This window comes from Enterococcus sp. 2201sp1_2201st1_C11_2201SCRN_220225 (genome assembly GCF_040925905.1).
In the GTDB taxonomy this organism is placed as follows: domain Bacteria; phylum Bacillota; class Bacilli; order Lactobacillales; family Enterococcaceae; genus Enterococcus_C; species Enterococcus_C asini_A.
Genome location: NZ_JBCOJC010000015.1, coordinates 1 through 22,918, shown reverse-complemented (window position 1 = coordinate 22,918; position 22,918 = coordinate 1). Strand labels below are relative to the sequence as shown.

The following is a 22,918-nucleotide window of genomic DNA, read 5'->3' as shown; positions in this document are numbered from 1 at the left end:
ACGGCTGTGAGGCGCGGTGTTAATCCACTACTAACCAAATGAAAGCTCACTTTCCCCAAAGGATTTTTCATTTGTTTAGTAGCGCAGACCCGCAACTCACAGGGAAATGGAGTAGAAAATGACAAAACAAGTATTTGAAACGACTTGGGGCGGACGTCCCTTAAAAGTTGAAGTCGGTCAATTGGCAAAACAAGCCAATGGTGCCGTTTTGGTACGTTATGGGGACACCGTAGTTTTAAGTGCGGCAGTAGCCTCAAAAGAAGCCAAAGACACAGACTTTTTCCCATTGACGATTAACTATGAAGAAAAAATGTATGCCGTTGGGAAAATCCCAGGTGGTTTTATTAAACGAGAAGGCCGTCCTTCCACCGATGCCACTTTAACAGCACGATTAATTGACCGTCCGATTCGGCCAATGTTTGCGGAAGGGTTCCGTAATGAAGTGCAAGTAACCAACATCGTCATGAGTGTGGAACAAGATTGTGCGCCTTCTATGGCAGCGATGTTTGGTTCTTCTCTTGCTTTGGCGATTTCTGATATTCCTTTTGACGGCCCAATTGCCGGTGTCGAAGTCGGTCGGGTCAATGGGGAATACGTGTTGAACCCAACGGTGGAACAAGCTGGACAAACGGATATTGAATTAACCGTAGCCGGAACCAAACACGCCATTAACATGGTAGAATCCGGTGCCAAAGAAGTCTCTGAAGAAGATATGCTGGGAGCTTTGTTATTTGGTTTTGATGCCATTAAAGAAATGGTGGCCTTCCAAGAAGAAATCGTCGCAGCAGTGGGCAAAGAAAAAATGGCAATCACTTTATTACAAGTGGACCCTGCTTTGAAACAAGACATTTACGACAATTACTACTCTGTTATGAAAACTGCGGTTATGACAGAAGAAAAATTGGCCCGGGAAGATGAAATCGAAAAGGTCAAAGAAACCGTTAAAGAAGTCTACGGTGAAAAATATGCCGAAGATGTAAACATTGAACAAATCACCAAAGAAATCAAACAAGTAGCCGAAGATTTAGAAAAAGATGTCGTACGGGAATTGATCACCATTGACAAAATCCGTCCTGATGGCCGTAAATTAGACGAAATCCGTCCATTGGCTTCAGAAGTGGGTATTTTGCCACGGGTGCATGGTTCTGGTCTCTTTACTCGGGGACAAACCCAAGCCTTGTCTGCTTGTACGTTGGCACCATTAGGGGAACATCAAATCATCGATGGTCTTGGGGTGGAAGAGTCCAAACGTTTCATCCATCACTACAACTTCCCACAATTCTCTGTAGGTTCCACAGGTCGGGCAGGTTCTCCTGGTCGCCGGGAAATCGGTCACGGGGCATTAGGGGAACGGGCGTTGTTCCAAGTAATTCCTGATGAAGAAACCTTCCCTTACACCATTCGTTTGGTTGCAGAAGTCTTAGAATCCAATGGTTCTTCTTCTCAAGCTTCTATCTGTGCCGGAACGTTGGCATTAATGGATGCCGGTGTGCCAATTAAAGCACCGGTTGCCGGAATTGCCATGGGTCTAGTATCTGACGGAGAAAACTACACCATCTTAACCGATATCCAAGGTTTAGAAGACCACCTAGGGGATATGGACTTTAAAGTTGCCGGTACTCGTGAAGGAATCACTGCTTTGCAAATGGATATTAAGATTCAAGGGATTACCGAACAAATCTTAAAAGAAGCGCTAAGCCAAGCGAAGAAAGCTCGTTTTGAAATCTTGGATCAATTGGAAAGCACACTGGCAGAGCCTCGCAAAGAGTTGAGCCCATATGCACCGAAGATTGAAATGATTCAAATCGACCCTGAAAAAATCAAAGTGGTTATTGGCAAAGGTGGCGACACCATTAACAGCATCATTGAAGAAACTGGCGTGAAGATCGACATCGACCAAGATGGAAAAGTCTCCATTGCTTCTTCTGATGCGGAAATGATCCAAAAAGCCATTAAGATTATTGAAGAATTAACCAAAGAAATCAAAGTCGGCGAAGTTTACTTAGGAAAAGTTGTCCGCATTGAAAAATTCGGCGCATTCGTAAACTTAATCAAAGGCAAAGACGGATTGGTTCACATCTCTCAATTGGCCAACGAACGGGTCAATAAAGTAGAAGACGTGGTGAAACTTGGAGATGAAGTCTTAGTGAAAGTCACTGAAATCGATCGCCAAGGTCGGGTCAACTTGTCTCGTAAAGTTTTATTGGAAGACGATAAAAAATAAGCATTGCAAACAAGCGGCATTCTCAATGGAGAGTGTCGCTTTTTTTGTGGCTAGAGGGAAGTGGTATGTTGGCTCTGTGGGATTTTCAATAGAGAAGTAAGCCTGTCATCTTAAAAAGAGCATAACAAATAGCCTGTCCTAGTATGACAGGAGTTATTTTTTTAGTGCGGAAGGCTGGTTTAATTAACAACGCAATTTGGTTGAGTGAATTCTCCAATTTTTATCTAAAAATGTGGTGATGTGTAGAAATTGCTCTAGTAGGAGTTGGGAGTAAGCTTGTTTCAAGGCTTTTATTAAGTGGTTGTTTAAGAAAGGGTACATCTTTTGGGAGCGTTTTTTTAGTTGCCGCCATTCTTCTGGGCTGAAAAACGTACGAAATTCTGGTAAGAACAGGGCAAACCAAGGATTTTCCGAATGTTCCCAGGGGGTATCCAGAAAGATTTCTCGAACTTCTTTTCGATAAAGTTCAGGTTGGAATTCCTTGGCGCGACTGGCCAAACGAGGCAAGAGCCGAATCAAGCGCAAATAACCGAGAAAATGCACAGGATTGCCGGAACCATGGTAGTAATCATTTTTCAGACGGCGAGCGGTGGTTTCAGGTTTAAAATAAGCGATTTGGTTCATTGTCAAAAGGAATTTCATAGATAGCTCCTTTCCATTTGCCAAAAGGGACGGGAAAAGAATCAGAAGGCGTTTTCTTATCCTTATCATACCTCTTTTTTGAATTTTAACGAAGGTTATTTATTGAGGGCGTTGATGGATTTGCATTATGAAAAACTAGGAAAGTCATTCCTCTTTTGAATGGCTTTTTTTTTAAAACGAATATTCCTTTTTTTGCGAACTTATTTAAAGGCGTGTCTATATTGTGTTCAATTTTTTTAGAACCATAAGTTATTTTTGATTCATTTCTTGAAAGAATAGCGATTAAGACAACGATTGCTATTTTAATTAGGAAGTCAAGTTTTCTATTTCCCAAAAAGTCAGGAAGCAAGCCCACATTTTGGGAAACCGAGTCCTCGAAAATAGTGTACATTTTTCTTGAGGTGATCAGATGTACGACTTACTTTTAGAACGGGAGGAACAGTTATTTTTTCAATTGGTTCAGCGCTTGCTTCTTGAAAATAAACTATCTCTGTTACAGGTAGCCACGGATTTAAAAACCTCTTCTGGGCGGATTTTACAAGGAATCCACCAATGGCAAGTCAAAGGTCGGCATTTGCAGGTAGGTTTGGATATTGTCAAAGACGAGGGAAAGTTGTTTCTCTTAAAAAACAATCAGTTTTGTCAGCGGAATTTATTTGCCACTTTGGTAGCAGACAGTGTCATGATAGATTTGCTTCAACAACTGTGGCAACACCCTAGTTATGGTATTTCGGAATTAGCGACAGCGGCTTTTCATAGTCCTCAAACGGTACGGCGACGCCTGCGCAGAATTCAGCCTTTATTAGTCAGTTATGGTTTAAGCTGGGACTTTCAAAAACGTCCTATGTTACAGGGCAATGAAGCCCAGATTCGGTTTTTTTATTTACACTTGGCAACTTTATTGAAAGGAAATACAACGGCCAAACACCCCCAGCGGCTTTTGAAAATAGTGTATCAGTTAGCAGAAGAGCGCATACATCACCAATATTTAATCAAAGAAGCTTGGTTTGACCGTCGATGGATTCAAGAAGTCTTAGGTTTGGCAGATTATGTGATTAATGAGCGGAGTTATCGCTTTTTATGGCAACAGCTTTTAGGTTTGGAGAAGGTGTGGGTCAGCGGCAAATTAGAACAAGCATTGCAGCGTTATTTTCTTTTTGAGGCGGGATTAGGCTTGTACCGACAGGAATTTTCTGCAGACTTGTATCGCTTATTGCTTTTAGCTATGTTATTTCAAGGAAGTTTGACTTTGGACTTTGAGCCAAGAGTAGTGATTACCAGTGCAACCAAACGCTTGGAACGGCTCTTTCATGATTTTTTACCAGACTATGAAAAATTAGCTAACCGACATCCGGAATTGTCTTACTGCTATGAAATGTTGGTTCAAAAATATCGCCAGCGCCACGTTTCTCCTTTGGAAATATACGGTCTCTCCTAGAGTAGCAAAGCGAAATTGCTTTGCTGCTCTAGGATTTCTTTACAGTATTTCAAGACTTTTTTCTAGTGGTAAGGTAAAATAAAAGAAGGAATAAGTAAAAATGAAACCGATATCATTGGAGGGAGTGCCATGGGGTTATTCCAACGCTTGTTTGGAAAAAAGCCAGCAGAGACAGAACCAGAAATAACACGTCTTACGCCTACGCCGGCTGTAGCAGTAGAAGAGTACGCAGATTGGGAAGAAGTGCCCTTTTATGTGGAAAGTGAACCTTCAGAGCGGGAGTTGGTGGCCTTAATTGCCACGGCCATTGCTGCTGGAGAGTCACCTAAAAGCGAGTTTCAGGTGAAAAAAGTCTTGAGTAAAAATCCTGAAGCAAAAAAAGTAGCGTTAATTGCCACGGCCATTGCTGCCGGTGATGCACCAAACAGTCAGTTTCAAGTGAAAAAAATCTATCAAAAGAAATAGACGGGGGTATTAGTATGTTACGAAAATTCAAAATTGCCATTGATGGGAAAGAATACTTAGTGGAAATGGAGGAGCTGACAGAAGGACTAGCGGCACCTGTGGCACCACCTGCACAACAAGTAGTCCAACCCGTTGCCCACCCTACACCAGAGCCTGCACCGGTCACACCAGAACCAAAACCCGCCCCGAAAGCTAACGCAACCGCTGGAGAGGGGATTGATGCGCCGATGCCGGGGACGATTTTAAAAGTCTTAGCCAATGTGGGGGATCAAGTGACCGCCAATCAGCCGGTATTAATTTTAGAAGCGATGAAGATGGAAAATGAAATCGTGGCCCCTAAAGACGGTGTGGTTACGGCGATTCATGTGACTGCCGGGGAGATGGTGAATCCGGGGCAACCACTGATTACCATTGACTAGGAGGAAGTGTGATGACGAAGAAAATTCAATTTATGGAGACAGTCTTGCGAGACGGTCAACAGAGCCAAATCGCCACTCGCATGCCCACTAGTGATATGTTACCGATTTTAAAGACCATGGACGAGGCGGGGTATTACGCTTTGGAGATGTGGGGCGGGGCGACCTTTGATTCTTGTCTGCGTTTTTTAAATGAAGACCCCTGGGAACGTCTGCGGTTGATTCGTAGTGAAATCAAAAATGCCAAATTGCAAATGCTCTTACGGGGGCAAAACCTCTTAGGCTATAAAAACTATGCGGACGATGTAGTGGCAGAGTTTGTCAAAAAATCGGTGGCCAATGGCATTGATGTGGTGCGGGTTTTTGACGCGCTAAATGATGTGCGCAATTTGCGAACTTCTGTTGAGGCCTGTAAAGAAGCAGGGGGGCATTGTCAGACGGCAATTTGTTATACTACCAGCGACTTTCACACTGTGGATTATTTTGTCCAATTGACCAAAGAAATGGCCAATCTCGGTGCGGACTCCATTTGTATTAAAGACATGGCAGGGGTCTTAACCCCGGGAACCGGCTTTGAGTTGGTCAGCCGCATGAAAGATGCAGTGGATTTGCCATTGCAAGTTCATACGCACGCCACCAGTGGCATCAGTGAAATGACTTATTTGAAAGTGGCAGAAGCTGGTGCAGATATTATTGATACGGCGATTTCTTCTTTTGCCGGAGGAACTAGCCAACCAGCCACAGAATCAGTGGCAATTGCATTGGCGGGGCTAGGCTATGAAACTGGCTTGGACTTGGACAAGCTGGAAAAGATTGCCAATCACTTCAATCCAGTGCGGGATCGTTTTCGCAAGGAGGGATTATTAAATCCCAAGGTCAAGGACACCGAGCCAAAAACTTTGATTTATCAAGTTCCCGGGGGCATGCTTTCTAATTTGTTGAGCCAGTTAACCGAGCAAGGTTTAGCTGATCGCTATGATGAAGTTTTACAAGAAGTGCCCAAAGTGCGGGCAGATTTGGGTTATCCGCCATTAGTCACACCGCTCTCCCAAATGGTAGGAACCCAAGCATTGATGAATGTGATTTCCGGTGAACGCTATAAAATGGTGCCTAAAGAGATTAAAGATTATGTAAAAGGCTTGTATGGGAAGCCACCGGTAGCCATTGAGCCAGAAATCGTGACGTTAATTATCGGGGATGAACCGGTATCCACCCTGCGCCCGGCGGATCTTTTAGCACCGGAAATGCCAGGCTTTGAAACAGCGATTGCCAAATACGCTAAAAGCACAGAAGACGTGTTGAGCTATGCCGTCTTCCCGAAACAAGCAGAAGACTTTTTAGGCCGACGAGAAGATCCCTTTTACGACGTGCCGCTCCAAGAAGTTACCGTGAGTTTGGCAGTGGATTGAAAATAAAAGGAAAACACCTTATAGAATTTAAAGTTTTAAGGATGAAAAAACGACTAGCTTCCACGATTTTAATGGAAGTTAGTCGTTTTTTGGTTGCGTCTCAGGTGAGTTCCGAGTGAAGGCTTGATTACGGTCAAAGCCTTGTGTATAAATACTTAATTGGTTTCTGCAGGTAAAAGAATCGTTTGGCGAGTGCCATCATCATAGGCAAAGATTTCTTTTGGCAAGTCTTCAGTGTAGGCAAAAGGTAAATCAATGGCCATTTCCACCGCACTGTCTTCTTGAGAAAAGTGCATGGTAACTTGTCCGTTGTTATTGAGTAAATCAAAGACAATCAGGTTGTTTAAAGGGATAACCCCTTTTAAATCCATATCAATGATCAACCAAATGCTGTCAATCAATTCTCCAGGCATACTGGACACAACCCCCACGGAGGCATAGCGGCTACGGTGACTATCAAATACTTCATACATCCTTTTCGACCTCCTTTGTGATCTCTATGGCTATGATACTTCAAAAACAGCAGAAAATAAAAGAAACTGCTCTTACTTTAAGAAAGACAAACAGGCCGCCGGAATATCCGACGACCTGTTTTGTGAGTCAAAGCATTATTCTGCTGGTTTTTCCCCGATTACTTCAGGTTCAGCGGCAGCTTCAGCTTCAGCTGGTTCTTCTGCTTGTGGTTCCATAATCGCTACGATTTGTTCTTCTGGATCGGTTACCACGGTGTAGTCCCCATCTTTAGCAAGGTCAGCGACTGTTAGAGAATCGCCAATGTTTAAGTTGGTAATGTCCACTTCGATACGTTCAGGCAAGTTGTCTGGTGTTGCAGAAACAACTAAGCTGTACAAGTTTTGTGCCACAACCCCACCGGATTTAGCCCCTACAGATTCACCGACTAACAAGACTTCGGCTTCAACTTCTGTTTCTTCTGTCATGTTTACTGACAAGAATTCCACGTGAGTGAAAGCTTTGGTGAAAGTGTCGGATTGCGTTTCACGGATAAGTGTGTTGACTTTTTTGCCGTCAACATTCATAGTGATAACGGTATTGGCACCATGGTCCCGTAAAATTTTTTCCAACTCAGCAGCACTGACTGAAACCGGTGTGCTTTCCACTTGGTAACCATTGATGATTGCTGGAACTTTTCCTTCATGACGCAATTGATTGCGCAAGGAACGGGGACGGGTTGCTCTCTTTTCTACTGATAATGATACTGCCATAACTAAATTCCTCCTAAAATTGTTTGTCAAACGACATTCTTTTTTAAAAGCAAATTCGTTAACTCTGCACATCAAAGTGGTGCGTAAAAATCTACGCAAAAAAGGTAGTTGAAGACACAACTACCCAGCTAAAGTCATTGTTCAACTTCGCCACCAGGTCGTAACGCTGTGTGAGAAACTGCATTTACTTTACTAATTAACCATAGGCCTTATCTTAAGGGAAGTCAAGGAAAGCGGACTTTGAGTTAAAATGAAAACTGTTTTTCTAGTGAGAAAAAATGAGAAAGAAGGGATTATTGTGCGCTTAGATAAGCTGATTGAAGCGAGTTTACAGACCAATCGCAAAGCCCAAAAGCGTTTGTTTTTAACGGGACAAGTCAAAGTAGATGGCAAAGTAGAACGCCAAGAAAATCGCAATGTGGATTCTCGGTTGCACAAAATTGAAGTTGCCGGAAAAGGGCTGGAAACTGGTGAAAATTATTTTTTACTGCATAAACCAAAAGGAGTGGTTTGTGCCAATCGTGATTCAGAACACGAGACCGTTTTGGATTTAATAGCGCCAGTTGATCGCAAAAAAGGCCTATATACCGTGGGACGCTTGGATCGAGATACGGAAGGGTTGTTATTGGTGACGGACAATGGACAATTAGGCTATGAACTTTTGCAACCGAATCGCAAAGTTGCCAAGGTCTATGAAGCGTGGGTGAAAGAGCCAGTGACCAGTGAAGACGTCACCGCTTTTGAACAAGGGATTACGTTTTACGGTGGGGTGACTTGTCAGCCGGCTGTCTTGGAGATTTTAGAAGTCACACCGGGACCTACCAAAATTCGTTTAACCATTCAAGAAGGCAAGTTCCATCAAGTGAAAAAGATGTTTCTAGCCCGAGGGATTAAAGTCTTGTATTTGCGGCGAGTAGCCATGGGTCCCTTAGTTTTGCCTAATGATTTATTGCCAAAAGAGTATCGTGAGTTGACCTTAAGTGAATTGCAAAGTTTGCAAGACTATTTTCGCTGAGGGAAGCGGAAATCCGTGGCATTTTCTGTAATTTTCATTATAATAAACCTAGTACATAAAAGAGGAGAATCCCTATGCCAAAGAACAAACCCATCTTAATCGGTGTCACCGGTGGCTCCGGAAGCGGGAAAACCAGCGTTAGTCGGGCAATTTTTAATCATTTTCCCGACCATTCCATCATGATGGTGGAGCAAGATTCCTATTATAAGGATCAAAGTCACTTGAGCTTTGAAGAACGCCTGAACACCAACTACGACCACCCCTTTGCCTTTGACACGGATTTGTTAATTGAACATATCCAAAAACTGCAACAATACGAAGCCATTGAAAAGCCAGTTTACGATTACGTGGCCCACACTAGAAGTGTCGCCACCATTTTGCAAGAACCTAAAGAAGTGATTATTTTAGAAGGCATCTTGATTTTAGAAGACGAGCGCCTGCGGGATTTAATGGACATTAAAATTTACGTGGACACCGATGATGACATTCGGATTATTCGCCGGATCAAGCGAGACATGGAAGAACGAGGCCGCACCTTGGATTCGGTAATCGAGCAATATTTATCCGTGGTGAAACCTATGTACCACCAGTTTATCGAACCGACGAAACGCTATGCCGACATCATCGTGCCAGAAGGTGGCGAAAATCATGTCGCCATTGACCTTTTAGCAACTAAAGTAGGTACGTTTTTGAATCATGATTAGCAGCGGGAAAACTTTCGCCTAATTACTGGGAGACCAGATGTGGAAAGCAGCCAATTTTAACATAAAAACAGCGCGTAAAGTTCCTTGTGAAAAGGTGCTTTACGCGCTGTTTTTATGGTTTTATTTTCCAGTCAATTTAGCCAATGTTGCGTTGGCTTTTTCACTGTCGTTTATTAACGTGTCTTCTGAAAGAATGAAAGAACCCCCTACGGCTAAAATATGAGGATCCGCTAGAAATTCAGGATAGTTATCCAAATTAACACCACCTGTTGGCACAAATCGCACATCGCCAAAAGGACCGCTTAAGGCTTTAATGGCTTTTAGTCCGCCGTAAATATTTGCGGGGAAGAATTTCACCACATCCAAGCCTAATTCATTGGCTTTCATGATTTCTGTTGGAGTAACTGCACCGGGCACGACAGGAATATTTTGTTCTTGGCAGTAGTTTACGATTTTTTCATCTAAACCAGGAGTGACGATAAATTTTGCGCCGCTTCTCACGGCTTCTTTGGCGGTTTCCACATTTCGGACAGTACCAGCTCCGACGATTAAATCCGGGTATTTTGACAATTCTTCAATGGCTTTTGAAGCGAGGTCACTGCGGTACGTCACTTCGATAAAATGTAAGCCGTGTTTCAAAAGAATTTCGGCAGCGGGTTTTAAGTAGTCCATATCCGTTGCGGTGTACAGTGGTAAAAAGCGTTCTTGTTCCAATTGATCTAGCATTGTGTTACTCATCATTTCATTCCTCCATTTTTTATTCAAATGAATCCTCAGAATAAGGACCATTAGTCTTTGATTCGGATAAAGCATTGCGAATTTTTTTCATCGCTTTTTGGCCTTTTTTCTCATCGTGAAGCATGACATTGATGTAAAGGGCGTCCATCAATGTTAAATACAAAATTCTTGAAGTCAAGGATTCTGTGCGGTATTTGGATTCTTCCGAGTAGACGGTTAAAGTCTCATCGGCTAAACTGGCGATTTCAGAATAAGGATTGCCAGTGAGAAAAATCAAATTAGCATCGGATTTCGCAATGATTTTGGCTAGTTTTAGTGTTTCTATGGATTGCCCTGAATGGGAAAAGACAAAGGCAGTATCCTCTTTGGTAAACTTGGTGGCACTCATCAGCTGTAGGTGGTAATCGCTCATATAGTCGCAGCGATACTCGGTGCGGGTGAATTTCTGATAGGCATCATAGGCAATCACCGAAGAGCCGCCGATACCAAAAAAGTGCAGAAATTTACTTTGATAGATTCGTTTCAATGTATTGTCCAATTTCTCATGGTCTAGCTGTGGTGGCAAGTTTTGCAAGGCCAAGATATTAGAATTGATCACTTTTACGGCCACCTCATAGCTATTGTCTTTAGGGGTGATGTCGTTATAAGCGATTAGGGCAGGTTCATTGTCAGGAGAAGAGTTCGTGGCAATGCTTATTTTAAAATCTTGAAAGCCTTTAAAACCTAATTTTTTAACCAATTTGAAAATGGTGGCTTGAGAGACGCCAGTTTCATCGGCTAAATTGGCAATGGTCTTATTGACTAAGTCATCAGGATTTTTCATAAGATAATCTGCCACTTTTTTTTCAGTATCACTAAAAAATCGATAATTCCGTTTTATCGTACTTTCCAAATAACGATTTGACATTTTTTTCCCTCCAATCTGCTTGTGAATATAGTTTACCATGTTTTTCTATAAAAATAAAATTTATTCTTGCAAGCCTTTACAAATAAATAAAATTTGTTTATACTGAGGATAGCAAAAAGATAAAGAGGTGTTCTCATGGAAATCGGGTTGATTGGTTTAGGGAAGATGGGGCTTAACTTGGCCTTGAACGGAACAGATCACGGCTTTACGATTAAAGGCTTTGACATTAGTCCTGAAGTACGCCAAAGGGCCAACGAATCAGGAATTAAAACAGCCGAATCACTGGAACAGCTAGTGGAAAGCTTGTCAGAGCCGAAAACGGTGATGATCAGTGCACCAGCAGGGAAGATTACCAATGACTTAATTGCTCAACTAAAAGAGTTGCTTCCAGCTGAATCCATTGTGATTGATGCGGGCAATGCCAACTACCACGAAAGCAAGAAAAATTTTGCTTCTTTAAAAGAAAAGAACATTCATTTCTTAGACTGTGGTACTTCCGGTGGGATGGAAGGCGCGCGTCATGGAGCTTGTTTGATGATTGGCGGAGAAGCAGAGGTCTTTGAAAAAGTCGCACCTTTCTTTAAAGCCATTGCCACAGAAGATGGTTGCCTCTATGCGGGTAAACCGGGAGCAGGGCATTATCTAAAGATGGTCCACAACGGAATTGAGTATGGCATGATGCAAGCCATCGGTGAAGGTTTCGACATTTTGGAAGCGTCTCCAGAATATCGGTTCGACAATGAAGCGGTAGCCAAAGTTTGGAATCACGGATCTGTGGTTCGCTCTTGGTTAATGGAATTGTTGCAAGAAGGCTTTGCCCAAGATCCTAACTTAGAAAAGATTAAAGGGGAAATTCAAGCCAGCGGAGAAGCCAAATGGACAGTAGAAGAAGCACTCAAGCTTGACGTGCCGGTTCCGATTATTGCCAATTCCCTCTTCGTGAGAAACACCAGTCAAATTGAAGATAGTTTTTCCAATAAAGTGGTAGCAACACTGCGTCACGGCTTTGGTGGTCATGCAGTGAAACAAAAAGGAGAGTAAGCAACTATGAATGAGTTTCGAATTGCGATTGTGAATTCCAGTAGTTTTGGTCAAGTATTTCCTAAACACATAGAACGCTTAGAAAAGTTAGGCGAAGTGGCTCATTTCACTTTTGATAGTGAGATTGGAGGCAAAGAACTAGCCCAAGAATTACAAGGTTACAATTTAATCGTAGCCAGTGTCACACCATTTTTCACGGAAGAATTCTTTGAACACAAAGATGAACTGCGCTTAATCACCCGCCACGGCATCGGGTATAACAATATCGACTTAGCAGCGGCTAAAAAACACAATACCTTAGTCAGTATCGTGCCCGCTTTAGTAGAACGAGATGCCGTGGCAGAAAACAACATCACCAACTTACTAAGTGTCATGCGCATGACCGTCCAATCCCAAGACCGGGTGAAAGCCGATCGTTGGGAAGACCGAGCAGAGTTTGTCGGCCACACTCTTTATGGGAAAACCGTGGGCGTCATTGGGGTAGGAAATACCGGCAGTGGCGTAGCAGAAACCTTACGTCAAGGCTTCCGCTGCCAAGTTCTTGGCTGTGATCCTAATAAGAGCGCCATGGAATTGGCCCAATTTGGGGCTAAAAAAGTGGAACTAGATGAGCTGTTAGAAAAAGCTGATGTGATTTGTCTTTGCGCGAGTCTAACGGATTCCAGCTTGCACATGATTGATAAAGAACAAGTGGCCAAGATGAAAGACCATGTTTATCTTTCCAATAGTGCCCGAGGAGCCTTAGTCGTAGAAGAAGCCATTGTGGAAGGATTAGCCTCTGGCAAGATTGCTGGGTTTGCCACTGATGTTTTGGAAGTGGAACCAGGGCGCAAAGATCATCCTTATCTAGCCTTTGATAACGCCTTAGTAACCCCACACACTTCCGCTTACACCATGGAATGTTTGGAAGAGATGGGCAATAAATGTGTGACTGACTGTGAAAGAATAGCAGAAGGTTTGTTACCGGGACGGGCGGTACAGGCGGAAAGCATCTTTGTAACAGCTTAAAATTTATTTGAAACAAGTAGAAAAGGAGGAGATTCATTATGTTGGCAGATTTGAAGGTCAAAGTCGGACCTCAGTTTTATGTCTATGACAAGGGGGCGATTGACCGCTATGTGCCTCAGCTTTTAAAAGAATACCGGGCGCAAAAAGTCTTAATTGTTCACGGAAAAGTTTCTTGGGAAAAAGCAAAACCTTATTTAGGGTTTGTAAAGGATGGTCCAGAACAATTTTTCTATCATCAATACACCGGAGAATGCAGCTATTATGGAACGGATTTAATCACAGACATTGTTCAAGCAGAAGGTATTGATTTTATCATCGGTGTTGGTGGTGGAAAATTAGTTGACTTGGTAGAATACGCTGCTCATGTAAACAATGTGCCTTGCGGAGTGATTCCGACCATGGCGAGCAACTGTGCGCCCTGGACTCCTTTATCTGTGATGTACAAAGAAAGTGGTGAATCAGAAGGAAAAAGTGAACACTACTTACGCCAAGCAGCCTTTTTCATCACAGATCCTTACTTGGTGATTGATTCCCCAGTAGAATACTTTATCGCTGGACTTGCGGACACCATTGCCAAATGGTACGAATCAGATTTGATTTTGAACCAACCAGAGCTTTTGGATTATCCATTTTTAAAACTAGCAAAAGAAACGACGATTTTATGTAAAGACTCAATTTTATCCGCTAGCAGTCAAGCCATTAAAGATATGGAAGCAGGTCAAGTTACTGATGCTTTTGTCAATCTTTCAGAAATCGTCTTTGCCATTGCCGGTTTGGTGGGGGGCTTAGGTGATAAATACGCCAGAAACGCTGCGGCTCACGCCATGCACGATGCCATTTCTAAGTATTTACCAAAGAGCCATGAATACCTTCACGGTGAAAAAGTGGCTTACGGAATTTTGTACCAGTTGGCTTTAGAAGAACGCTGGAACATGATTGATGACTTGCTACCGTTTTATGAAGAATTACATTTGCCTCGTACATTAGCCGATATGGGCTTAGCGCCAACACCAGCTGAAAAAGAGGAGATTGTCGCTTTTATCAACAGCAAGGACAAGGTTCATTTGATTCCCATTGAGATCAGTCCTGAAAAATTAGGACGAGCAATGGAGGATCTTGAAAATTATATTCTAGTCAAATAGGAGTAAGGAGGAATTATTTTGGATACACTAACAGTGGTACAAAGTCTAATCATTGCACTATGGGTCGCTGCTGTCATGTCCCGTTGGTTAGGTGGGGGGGCGACACTGACATTGCGCTTCTCCCCATTAATGACCGGTTTAGTCTGTGGGATTGTCATGGGAGACGTGAAACAAGCCATGATCGTAACCGCCGCGATTCAATTGATTTACATGGGGGTTTTCTCTCCCGGAGGTTCCATGCCATCTGAACCCGCTGTAGCCGCAGCCGTGGCTGTACCCGTAGCCTTATTAGGCGGCCTGAAACCCGAAGCTGCAATTTCGGTAGCTGTGCCAGTTGGTTTGCTAGGTAGCTATTTATACCAATTTAGATTCTTTATTAATACCTTCTTAGGGAAATATACAGACCGAGCAGTTGAGTCTATGGATGACCGAGCAATTAAACGTTCGATTATCACGTTGCCAACCATTGCCTCCTTTGTATTATTCGTGCCATTAATTTTCATCGCATTATACTGGGGCGCTCCGGTAATCGCAGATGTAATTGCAGCTTTAGAAGGAACCGTTGTTATCCACATCTTGGAAGTTGTGGGCGGTGGGCTAGCTGCTATCGGGATTGCCACAACCATTTATGTAATTGGTCGGAAAGATTACTTGGTCTTCTTCTTCTTAGCTTATTTCTTAAGTGTGATTTTCAAGACTTTAGGCGTGACCATGGTAACTTATGCAATCTTAGGTACATTGATTGCAGCGATGTTTGTTTTAGCCAAAGGTCAAGCTGCTGATAAACCACAAGTGTCCTCATCTGATGGAGCCACATTTGATGATGATGACGATGATGATTTTTAATAGTGAATGGAGGAGTAAGAAATGGCTGAGAATCAAGTAAATACTACTATGCCGGGACAACCGGAAGAAATTACGCAAAAAGATGTCCGTAGTTCTTATTTAAAATGGCATTTTGCCAATGAAATTCCGCATTCCTTTGAACGTTATATCGCCCCTGCATTGCTCTATGGGATGATGCCAATTTTGCGGAAACTATACAAAGATCCAGATCGCTTAAAAGCAGCTTACAAACGTCAATTGTTGTTCTTCAACACTCAGTTAACTTGGGGTGGTGGGATCATCACTGGTTTGATGGCTTCCATGGAACAAGAACGGGCCCGTCAAGAATATGCCGGGGAAGAAATCACCATGACCGACGACTTGATGTACAATACCAAAGCCGGTTTAATGGGTGCTCTAGCCGGGATTGGGGATGCCATTGACTCAGGGACGATTCAATATATCTTTATTGCCATTGCGGTCCCTTGGGCCCAAGAAGGAAACGCTATGGGGGCATTGTTCCCATTCATCGGTTTTGCTTTGTATCAATTTGCCATCGGATTGTTCTTTGCTCGCCAAGGGTTCTCCATGGGGCGCAATGCTACTAGTTTAATGGAAAGCTCTGGAATTAAGAACATGATTGACATGATGTCCATTTTGGGGCTGTTTATGATGGGGGTTTTAGCCGGCAACTACATTACCGTTACCTCGTCACTGGCCTTTACGATTTCTGGAAAAGAATTCGTCATTCAAGAAATACTGGACAAGATCGTACCAGGAATCTTGCCACTTGCCACAGTAATGGGTGTTTATTTATACTTTGTTAAGAAGGGATTAAAAGTTACCCGAGCATTGCTTTGGTTAACCGGCATCCTAATCGTCTTAGCAGCTATTGGAATTCTGTAAAAAGAAAGTGAGGAAGTAACATGGGAGTAGTTAATTTAGCCAGAGTAGATGAACGTCTGATTCACGGACAAGTAATGTTGACCTTATCACAACGATCAGGAGTTAACTCCATCTTTGTGGTGGATGATGTGGTAGCCAAAGACAAATTTATGAAGGATTTGTACAAGAGCGCCGGGGGCCGGACAGGTCAAAAAACCATCGTCATGACCAAAGACAAATGTAAATATTATTGGGATGAATTTAAATTTAAAGAATACAGCTGTATCTTGGTTACTAAAACCATTGACGTGATTTATGACTTAGTGAAATACGGGATTCCCATGAAAGAAGTCAATGTAGGGGGTATTGCCCAAAAAGATCCTGAAAAAGATGTTTTAGTTACTAAATCGGTCTACATGAACAAAGAAGATGCGCTGAAATTAAAAGAATTACGAGATGATTATGGTGTGACAGATATTTACTTCCAAGCAACTCCTTCGGCACCAAAATCTTCTCTAGATGATGTACTAGCAAAATTTAAATAAGCAGTCTTTATCAGGCTGAGTGATTCTGAGTCCTCTATAGGGCTCAGAATTATTTATAGACGAAAAGCTGTGTTTTTAGTTAAAGAATCGCTGTAGCAACTTTGACAGCTTGGTTGAGGGGGAAGGCTCATGATGGACTCGGAATTGTTTGAAGATTGGGTATTGCGCTATGGCCATATGCTCAAAAAACGGTATAGCAAAAATCAGAAGAAACGCTTTTTAAACAGTTTGGCCGCAGATCTTTCGGCATTAGGCCATGAAGTATCATTGCGTAAAGACAAAGCGGATAAAGATAGTCTTCATGTGGTAGTAGGGGACTTGAAAAAAGCCCACACTGTAGTAGCCACTTACTATGATACTTCCGCTGTTACCACTGGTGATTACTGCTATTTCGATCTTGAAAAACAAAAAAAAGCCATTACCGTCCCCATTTTGGCATTAGGCGGCTTGCTTTTAGTAATAGGACTTTTGGTGACTTACTTTTTCACCATTCCTTTTCTAGCACAAGGTTTGACTTGGCGCTTAGTTTTCATTGCACTGGGATATTTTATTTACTTTTTAATTTTTGGTCGCATGACCAAAGGCTGGCCCAGTGGCAAAACCTTGATACGCAATACTTCTTCCTTGTTATTGGTTTTGGATTATTTAAAAGATAATCCCAACTCCACGCTAGCCTTTGTGTTTTATGACAACGGTGTGCAAGGAAAAACCAGTATCCAAAAAGTTGCCAACAAGCTGGATTTAAATCGACAACAGCTGATTTTATTGGATTGTATTGGAGCAAAAGGGCAATTGCTATGTGCAACGCCGAATCGCCAAAAAGCGAGTTTGCCAGGTATTGTCAACCAGCAAGTCAGTGACTTAGGCCCGAAAACAAAATTGTTTTTAGTGACAACCAACAGTGATGCTGATGCTAAAAAGTTGTTTCTCAGCAAGGAAGCATTAGCCGCTAATGAATTAAATGAAGAAAATTTCCTGTTACTTAAAGAATATTTGGCAAATTTGGAAAGAGGGAAAAAGAAATGATTGGAATTGTAATTGCAACTCACGGCAAGCTATCAGATGGTTTTAAAGATGCTGCTGAAGTGGTAGTAGGACAAACGGAAAATATCGCCACGGTGAATTTAAACCCAGGGGACTCTGTAGACTTATTAGGAGAACAAATTGCCACCGCTATTGGTGAAGTCAGCCAAGGCGAGGGTGTCATTGTTTTAACCGACTTGTTAAGTGCAAGTCCGTATAATCAATCCGTCCTTGCCATTAGTGGCTTGTCTGAAGCGTTAGCCCAACAAGTTTACGTGGTTTCAGGAATTAGCTTCCCCATGCTTTTAGAAGCCATTAATGCCCAATTAATCGGTACCGAAATTGCCGATGCTGTGGCATTGATTATGGAGCAAGGAAAAAATGGTATCGCCAGCTGGCAAATTAGTGATAGCGGGAGCGACGAAGAGGAAGAAGAAGATTTTTAAATGATAGTTGACTCCCCCAAATTACTTTCTTTGGGGGAGTTTGTCTATTAAAAAGGAGCAACCTATGAGAAATGTGCAGGCAGTAATCTTTGATATGGACGGCTTAATTTTAGACACGGAGCGAGTTTATTCCGAAGGGTGGCAAAAAGGCGCCGTTGTAAAAAACATTCAATTACCTGAAGGCTTTGTGGAAAGTGCCGCGGGTCGCAGTGTAGATGATAATATTAATGCTTTAAAAACAGCAGGTTTTGATCACGAACTGATTAGCCAAATTCGCAAGGAACGAGAAGCTTATTTTTATGAGCAATTGGATCAAGATGAAATTCCAGTTAAACCCTATTTTTTTGATTTGATTCATTTTTTACGGCAAGAAGGAGTGAAAACCGGATTAGCCACGTCTAGCTACCAAGGTCGGGTTCAACGAATGTTTGACCACTATAAGTTTCATGATTTATTTGATGTGGTGGTGGCAGGAGATCAAGTGAATCGGGTCAAACCAGATGCAGAAATTTATTTGCAAGTGCTCAGTCAATTACAGACTGAAAAAGATAAAACCTTAGTGTTGGAAGATTCGGTAGTAGGGGGACGTGCAGCTTCTAGAGGTGGGATTCCTTTTATTTTAGTACCCGATAAAAGTGCGTCCAGTGCCCCACCTATTCCCAATCCTTTTCCAAATTTACTAGCAGTGATGGAAAGTTTAGGAGCTGTACTGGAGTGGCTCAAGGAAAGCTGATTCAGGCAGTACACTAAGGAGCACTTTATGTGAAAAGAGTAATTTGTTAGAAAAAGATAGCGTTTTCTATTGAAATAAAAAACATTTTTCGTTATAATAAGTTTGTTAGAAAAAATATTTTTTATCGGAGAAGAAAGTTAAATCAAGGAGGTCATGGAATGAAGTGGGCTTTTAGATGGTACGGCGAGAGTGATGCAATTCCGTTGCAGCACGTGGAACAAATTCCCGGTATTAAAGGAGTGGTTGGTACCCTCCTAGGCAAGCTTCCCGGGGATGTGTGGGAAGTCTCAGAAATCCAAGAACTGAAAGATTCCGTGGAAAAAGGCAATCTTGAGTTGTTGGGCATTGAAAGTGTAGCGATTCACGATGCCATTAAAGCGGGAACGGACGAACGGGATCAGTATATTGACAATTACATCCAAACGATTCGCAACCTTTCCCAATGTGGGGTTCATTTGATTTGCTACAGCTTTAAACCAATTTTTGGTTGGGCAAAAACCACACTGAATTACGAAAACAAAGATGGCAGTTTCTCTTTATTGTACGACCAAGCTGTGGTGGACAATATGGAACCGGGAGATATGTACACTTTGATTCACAGCCAATCAAAGGGTTTTCGTTTACCAGGTTGGGAAGCAGAACGTCTGAAAAAATTAGATGAGCTGTTGGCTCTCTATGATGGCGTTACCGAAGAAGATTTATTTGAAAACTTGAGCTATTTTCTAAAACGCATTATTCCGGTATGTGAAGAGTGCGATGTGAAAATGGGAATTCACCCGGATGATCCACCTTGGGAAATCTTTGGCTTGCCACGGATTACGAAGAACTTGGCTGATTTGCAAAAAATCTTAAGTATCGTGGACTCGCCTTACAATGGGTTAACCCTGTGTACCGGGGCTTTAGGTGCTGATCCTAATAACGATATGATTGAAATCATTCGTACCGTGGGCCATCGCATTAATTTTGTACATTTTAGAAATGTGCTCTTTATGGGTGAGAAGAAATTTGAAGAAACGGCTCATCCAACTTCAGAAGGTTCATTGGACATGTACGGTATGATGAAAGCTTTAGTGGATGCAGGTTTTGATGGGGTCATTCGTCCCGATCATGGGCGTACCATCTGGGGTGAAGTGGCGATGCCGGGCTACGGCTTGTACGACCGGGCGCTAGGCTTAACCTATATGCAAGGACTTCACGAAGCAGTCTTGCGGGAACAAAAGAATAGTTGACAATCTTAAAAATCCTGTTATAGTAAGCAACATGCGATGAGTCGATGGGCCGAATTTTTTCGGTCAATCAACCAGAGGCACGAGAGTTTTTAATCACCTGCCGGATTTGCAGGGTGTCGGAAGAAGAGTAGTGGACGACTTTTTCTTCTATCGGAAACGATACTGGGTAAGGCAACGAGTACTTAGGTGCTCGTTGCTTTTTTTGTCTTCAAAATCAGATTGAATTTTTACATTGTTGCTTTCACCACGCTAAGGAAAAGGTGCAAGTAGGAAGAGTCCCAGATTTTTTCTTTGTCTTCTTTTAGTCGGTCTTGCTATACTGGCTTTGGAGGTGTTTTTATGATTCGTTACGGTATTATTAGTACGGCTCAAGTGGTACCGCGCTTTGTGGCGGGGGTCAATGAGAGCAGTGCAGGAGAAGTGGTGGCAATTGCTTCTCGTAATTTAGCAAAAGCCCAAAAAATGGCAGAGGATTTGGAAATTCCGCAAGCTTATGGTAGTTATCAGGAATTGTATCAAGATTCTCAAGTGGATATTGTCTATATCGCCACTTACAATAAAGGACATTATGCTGCGGCTAAAGAAGCTCTCAAAGCAGGCAAACACGTGCTTTTGGAAAAACCATTTACGTTGAAGTCGGTAGAAGCGAGAGAACTTTTTGATTTGGCAAAAGCGCAAGGGGTCTTTTTAATGGAAGCTCAAAAAGCCTTATTTTTGCCGATGACATTAGCGGTTAAAGAGTTGATTGAATCCGATAAAATCGGGGAAGTGCGGCGAATGGTTTCCCAAACGGCGTATTTGAATATTGACCATATCGACTGGTTTCGCGATCCCAAAGCTGGCGGAGGCGTCTTGTACAGTTCTGGGAGTTATCCATTGCAGTATATGGAATTTATCACGGGACAACAAATCACAGCGTTATCAGGCACTGCGCTGATTCCTGCAGGTCAAAGCGATATGCAAGCAGAACTGGCCCTAAATTTAGGTCCAGCTACCACGGCAAATATTTTTTTGACGGTGCAGTTGGATTTGCCTAGAGGGATTCATATTTACGGTACTAAAGGAGAAATCTTTGTGCCGAATTTCTGGCGGGGCGACCAAGGGCAAATCATTACGGCTGGGGGACAAGAAAAACTCTTTTTCCCTTTTGCCAGTGAGTTTGTTTATGAAATCGAACACGTCAATGAGTGTTTAAGTGAAGGATTGTTGACCAGTCCTGTGGTGACACCAGAATTGACCATTTCGACTATTGAGCGGATGGAAAATTTGCAAAAAGAGTGGCATAAAAAGGTCTGATGCAATCCCCAAAATGAATACAGTCAAAAAAAAGAGCGAAAACTTGCCATTAAATCGGCGAGTTTTCGTTCTTTTTATTTTACCGGCAACTTAATCCGGAAGATAACGCCTTTTGGTTGCCAATCTTGGACGGCAATTTTTCCCTTGTGGTCCGCGACAATTTGTTTGGCAATGGCTAAACCTAAGCCGTAGCCGCCACTTTCTTTAGTCCGGGAAGGGTCCATGCGGTGGAAGCGTTCAAAGATTTGTTTCTTTTCTTCATCAGGGATGTTTGGGCCGGAGTTTTTGACTTCTAAGAGCCAAGAGTCTCCGGAGATTTCTGATTGTAAGACGATTTTATCCCCAGCACTGGTATATTTTAAGGCGTTGTCTAAAAGAATCACCAAAAGTTGGTGCACTTTCTTTTCGTCTACGGTGACGGTTTGTTTGGCAAAGTTTTCCAAAATAAAAGTCTTTTGATCCATTTGGGCGATTTCTTGGAAAGGCTTGACCAAATTAGCAATCATCAACTCTGGATTTAGAGGTTGCTTGTCTAAGACGGCCTCGTTGGAATCACTGCGGGCAATGGTTAAAAGATCATTGGTCAGACCCGTTAGTCGCCGAGTTTCGTTTAAGGCTTGGGCGATGGTTTCTGATTCATCTAAAATGGTGTGTTCCGGCTTGGTGAACAGTCTTTGCAAGCTGTTTTGGATAATGGTCAATGGCGTTCGCAATTCATGGGAAGCATTTTCCACAAATTCTTGTTGTTTTTTCCAAGCGGCAAAAATAGGTTTCATATTTTGTTTGGAAAGAAGATAGCTGATCCCAATGGATAAAAGCCAGAAGAAAATCATGCAGAGAATCAAAATGGTCTGCACAGTAGCCATGGATTGACTGATTTGGTCCGTGTTTTCCAAAACTTGTACATAAGCAATTTCTTCATCTAGCTGACTACTCACCGCTAATGTAATGGAGTGAAAGGTCAATTGATCGCTGGTGTCACTGCTGGCTAAGTTGATTTCTTTTACAGTGTTTAGTTTTTTCGTATCCAAACTTAAGGATTGCAGCTCATTAAAGCGTCCTCCTAATGCAGCTTTATTTAAAATCTGCCCCTCTTTTGACCACAGGATGATTTGACTGTTAAAGTGATTGCCGCGGTCATTTTCATCTAAAGGCGGTTTGAGGGTATTTTGGCCTAAAAAGGGATCGTCGGCTTGATAGCGCTGGATTTCCATAGTAATCCTAGGGCTGTCGGGGGTGATTTGTTTTAAGTCCTCATCGGTTTGGCGGTAGGCGGAGCTGTGCAAAATTTGCAAGGTAATAAAGCCTAAAGCTAAGAAAATTGCGGCAAAGGCGGCCACATTTAGGAAAAAGAAGCGGAGGCGCTGTCGTCGAGAAAGCTCATTATTCATCCACTCACTCCTCTGCTTGTAAAATATAGCCCACATTGCGCAAGGTTTTAAAATGCTGATCCATGCCACTAGGCTTTAAGTGTTTTCGCAAGTGGCTCATATAGACTTCTACCACCGTAATCGTAGTTTCAGAGTCAAAACCCCAAATGCGATCAAAAATTTGCTCTTTGGTA

At 42.5% G+C, this 22,918-nt stretch carries 25 protein-coding genes; 18 read left to right on the top strand and 7 right to left on the bottom strand.

Features of this window, described 5'->3' with window-relative positions:
- Nucleotides 1-118 precede the first annotated feature (118 nt).
- On the top strand, nucleotides 119-2,224 hold the full coding sequence (gene pnp / locus AB5754_RS05775; RefSeq protein WP_368251568.1) for a polyribonucleotide nucleotidyltransferase: 2,106 nt from the start codon (nucleotides 119-121) through the stop codon (nucleotides 2,222-2,224).
- A gap of 183 nt (nucleotides 2,225-2,407) precedes the next feature.
- On the opposite strand, the gene AB5754_RS05770 is transcribed toward pnp, so the two are convergent.
- Nucleotides 2,408-2,866, bottom strand: coding sequence for a hypothetical protein (locus tag AB5754_RS05770; RefSeq protein ID WP_368251567.1), 459 nt, complete (start codon nucleotides 2,864-2,866; stop codon nucleotides 2,408-2,410).
- A 409-nt stretch (nucleotides 2,867-3,275) separates the two neighbouring features.
- On the opposite strand from AB5754_RS05770, the gene AB5754_RS05765 reads away from it, so the two are divergent.
- From AB5754_RS05765 to AB5754_RS05750, 4 genes are all read left to right on the top strand, one after another.
- A complete protein-coding gene (locus tag AB5754_RS05765) occupies nucleotides 3,276-4,304 on the top strand; it encodes a helix-turn-helix domain-containing protein (RefSeq protein ID WP_368251566.1) in 1,029 nt (342 codons plus the stop codon).
- A gap of 129 nt (nucleotides 4,305-4,433) precedes the next feature.
- Nucleotides 4,434-4,769, top strand: a complete 336-nt coding sequence (locus AB5754_RS05760) for a hypothetical protein (protein ID WP_368251565.1) — start codon at nucleotides 4,434-4,436, stop codon at nucleotides 4,767-4,769.
- Between the two features lie 14 nt (nucleotides 4,770-4,783).
- On the top strand, nucleotides 4,784-5,188 hold the full coding sequence (locus AB5754_RS05755) for an acetyl-CoA carboxylase biotin carboxyl carrier protein subunit (protein WP_368251564.1): 405 nt from the start codon (nucleotides 4,784-4,786) through the stop codon (nucleotides 5,186-5,188).
- A gap of 11 nt (nucleotides 5,189-5,199) precedes the next feature.
- Entirely contained in the window at nucleotides 5,200-6,594 is a 1,395-nt protein-coding gene (locus tag AB5754_RS05750) for an oxaloacetate decarboxylase subunit alpha (protein WP_368259503.1), read from the top strand.
- A 155-nt stretch (nucleotides 6,595-6,749) separates the two neighbouring features.
- Here the strand turns inward: AB5754_RS05750 and AB5754_RS05745 are convergent, their stop codons facing one another.
- Nucleotides 6,750-7,067 carry a DUF960 domain-containing protein gene (locus AB5754_RS05745; RefSeq protein ID WP_311833969.1) on the bottom strand — a complete coding sequence of 106 codons (318 nt, stop codon included), beginning with the start codon at nucleotides 7,065-7,067 and terminating at the stop codon, nucleotides 6,750-6,752.
- Between the two features lie 135 nt (nucleotides 7,068-7,202).
- Nucleotides 7,203-7,817: a 50S ribosomal protein L25/general stress protein Ctc gene (locus AB5754_RS05740; protein WP_368252313.1), complete on the bottom strand. Its 615-nt coding sequence runs from the start codon at nucleotides 7,815-7,817 to the stop codon at nucleotides 7,203-7,205.
- 298 nt (nucleotides 7,818-8,115) lie between these two features.
- On the opposite strand from AB5754_RS05740, the gene AB5754_RS05735 reads away from it, so the two are divergent.
- Together AB5754_RS05735 and udk are read left to right on the top strand one after the other, a co-directional pair.
- Nucleotides 8,116-8,832 carry a 16S rRNA pseudouridine(516) synthase gene (locus tag AB5754_RS05735; RefSeq protein WP_368252312.1) on the top strand — a complete coding sequence of 239 codons (717 nt, stop codon included), beginning with the start codon at nucleotides 8,116-8,118 and terminating at the stop codon, nucleotides 8,830-8,832.
- A 74-nt stretch (nucleotides 8,833-8,906) separates the two neighbouring features.
- The gene (gene udk / locus AB5754_RS05730) at nucleotides 8,907-9,536 is read left to right on the top strand and encodes a uridine kinase (RefSeq protein ID WP_368252311.1); all 630 of its coding nucleotides are present in this window, start codon (nucleotides 8,907-8,909) and stop codon (nucleotides 9,534-9,536) included.
- A gap of 120 nt (nucleotides 9,537-9,656) precedes the next feature.
- Here the strand turns inward: udk and AB5754_RS05725 are convergent, their stop codons facing one another.
- Together AB5754_RS05725 and AB5754_RS05720 are read right to left on the bottom strand one after the other, a co-directional pair.
- The gene (locus tag AB5754_RS05725) at nucleotides 9,657-10,277 is read right to left on the bottom strand and encodes a bifunctional 4-hydroxy-2-oxoglutarate aldolase/2-dehydro-3-deoxy-phosphogluconate aldolase (protein WP_368252310.1); all 621 of its coding nucleotides are present in this window, start codon (nucleotides 10,275-10,277) and stop codon (nucleotides 9,657-9,659) included.
- 16 nt (nucleotides 10,278-10,293) lie between these two features.
- Nucleotides 10,294-11,181 (bottom strand): MurR/RpiR family transcriptional regulator, encoded by an 888-nt coding sequence (locus AB5754_RS05720; protein ID WP_368252309.1) that lies wholly within the window; start codon nucleotides 11,179-11,181, stop codon nucleotides 10,294-10,296.
- A 135-nt stretch (nucleotides 11,182-11,316) separates the two neighbouring features.
- On the opposite strand from AB5754_RS05720, the gene gnd reads away from it, so the two are divergent.
- The 11 genes from gnd to AB5754_RS05665 all read left to right on the top strand — a co-directional run bounded on the left by gnd (nucleotide 11,317) and on the right by AB5754_RS05665 (nucleotide 21,354).
- Nucleotides 11,317-12,222, top strand: a complete 906-nt coding sequence (gnd, locus tag AB5754_RS05715; RefSeq protein WP_368252308.1) for a phosphogluconate dehydrogenase (NAD(+)-dependent, decarboxylating) — start codon at nucleotides 11,317-11,319, stop codon at nucleotides 12,220-12,222.
- A 6-nt stretch (nucleotides 12,223-12,228) separates the two neighbouring features.
- The gene (locus AB5754_RS05710) at nucleotides 12,229-13,230 is read left to right on the top strand and encodes a D-isomer specific 2-hydroxyacid dehydrogenase family protein (RefSeq protein WP_368252307.1); all 1,002 of its coding nucleotides are present in this window, start codon (nucleotides 12,229-12,231) and stop codon (nucleotides 13,228-13,230) included.
- 38 nt (nucleotides 13,231-13,268) lie between these two features.
- Nucleotides 13,269-14,372: an iron-containing alcohol dehydrogenase family protein gene (locus AB5754_RS05705; RefSeq protein ID WP_368252306.1), complete on the top strand. Its 1,104-nt coding sequence runs from the start codon at nucleotides 13,269-13,271 to the stop codon at nucleotides 14,370-14,372.
- An 18-nt stretch (nucleotides 14,373-14,390) separates the two neighbouring features.
- A complete protein-coding gene (locus tag AB5754_RS05700; protein ID WP_311834037.1) occupies nucleotides 14,391-15,218 on the top strand; it encodes a PTS sugar transporter subunit IIC in 828 nt (275 codons plus the stop codon).
- A gap of 21 nt (nucleotides 15,219-15,239) precedes the next feature.
- Nucleotides 15,240-16,103, top strand: a complete 864-nt coding sequence (locus AB5754_RS05695) for a PTS system mannose/fructose/sorbose family transporter subunit IID (protein WP_311834038.1) — start codon at nucleotides 15,240-15,242, stop codon at nucleotides 16,101-16,103.
- 20 nt (nucleotides 16,104-16,123) lie between these two features.
- Nucleotides 16,124-16,627 carry a PTS sugar transporter subunit IIB gene (locus tag AB5754_RS05690; RefSeq protein ID WP_311834039.1) on the top strand — a complete coding sequence of 168 codons (504 nt, stop codon included), beginning with the start codon at nucleotides 16,124-16,126 and terminating at the stop codon, nucleotides 16,625-16,627.
- A 129-nt stretch (nucleotides 16,628-16,756) separates the two neighbouring features.
- Nucleotides 16,757-17,653, top strand: coding sequence for a hypothetical protein (locus tag AB5754_RS05685; RefSeq protein ID WP_368252305.1), 897 nt, complete (start codon nucleotides 16,757-16,759; stop codon nucleotides 17,651-17,653).
- Nucleotides 17,650-18,096 (top strand): PTS sugar transporter subunit IIA, encoded by a 447-nt coding sequence (locus AB5754_RS05680; RefSeq protein ID WP_368252304.1) that lies wholly within the window; start codon nucleotides 17,650-17,652, stop codon nucleotides 18,094-18,096. Before AB5754_RS05685 ends, AB5754_RS05680 begins: the two co-directional genes overlap by 4 nt.
- A 64-nt stretch (nucleotides 18,097-18,160) precedes the next feature.
- Complete coding sequence (locus AB5754_RS05675; protein ID WP_368259502.1) at nucleotides 18,161-18,829, top strand: HAD family hydrolase; 669 nt, start codon at nucleotides 18,161-18,163, stop codon at nucleotides 18,827-18,829.
- Nucleotides 18,830-18,987: 158 nt separating this feature from the next.
- Nucleotides 18,988-20,058 carry a mannonate dehydratase gene (uxuA, locus tag AB5754_RS05670; protein WP_368251651.1) on the top strand — a complete coding sequence of 357 codons (1,071 nt, stop codon included), beginning with the start codon at nucleotides 18,988-18,990 and terminating at the stop codon, nucleotides 20,056-20,058.
- 339 nt (nucleotides 20,059-20,397) lie between these two features.
- Complete coding sequence (locus tag AB5754_RS05665) at nucleotides 20,398-21,354, top strand: Gfo/Idh/MocA family protein (protein ID WP_368251652.1); 957 nt, start codon at nucleotides 20,398-20,400, stop codon at nucleotides 21,352-21,354.
- Between the two features lie 74 nt (nucleotides 21,355-21,428).
- Here AB5754_RS05665 and AB5754_RS05660 read toward each other — a convergent pair whose 3' ends face one another.
- Both AB5754_RS05660 and AB5754_RS05655 read right to left on the bottom strand, forming a co-directional pair.
- Nucleotides 21,429-22,745 (bottom strand): sensor histidine kinase, encoded by a 1,317-nt coding sequence (locus tag AB5754_RS05660; protein WP_368251653.1) that lies wholly within the window; start codon nucleotides 22,743-22,745, stop codon nucleotides 21,429-21,431.
- Nucleotides 22,746-22,749: 4 nt separating this feature from the next.
- Nucleotides 22,750-22,918 (bottom strand): winged helix-turn-helix domain-containing protein (locus AB5754_RS05655; protein ID WP_368259506.1); only part of this gene is annotated, 169 nt, incomplete at its 5' end.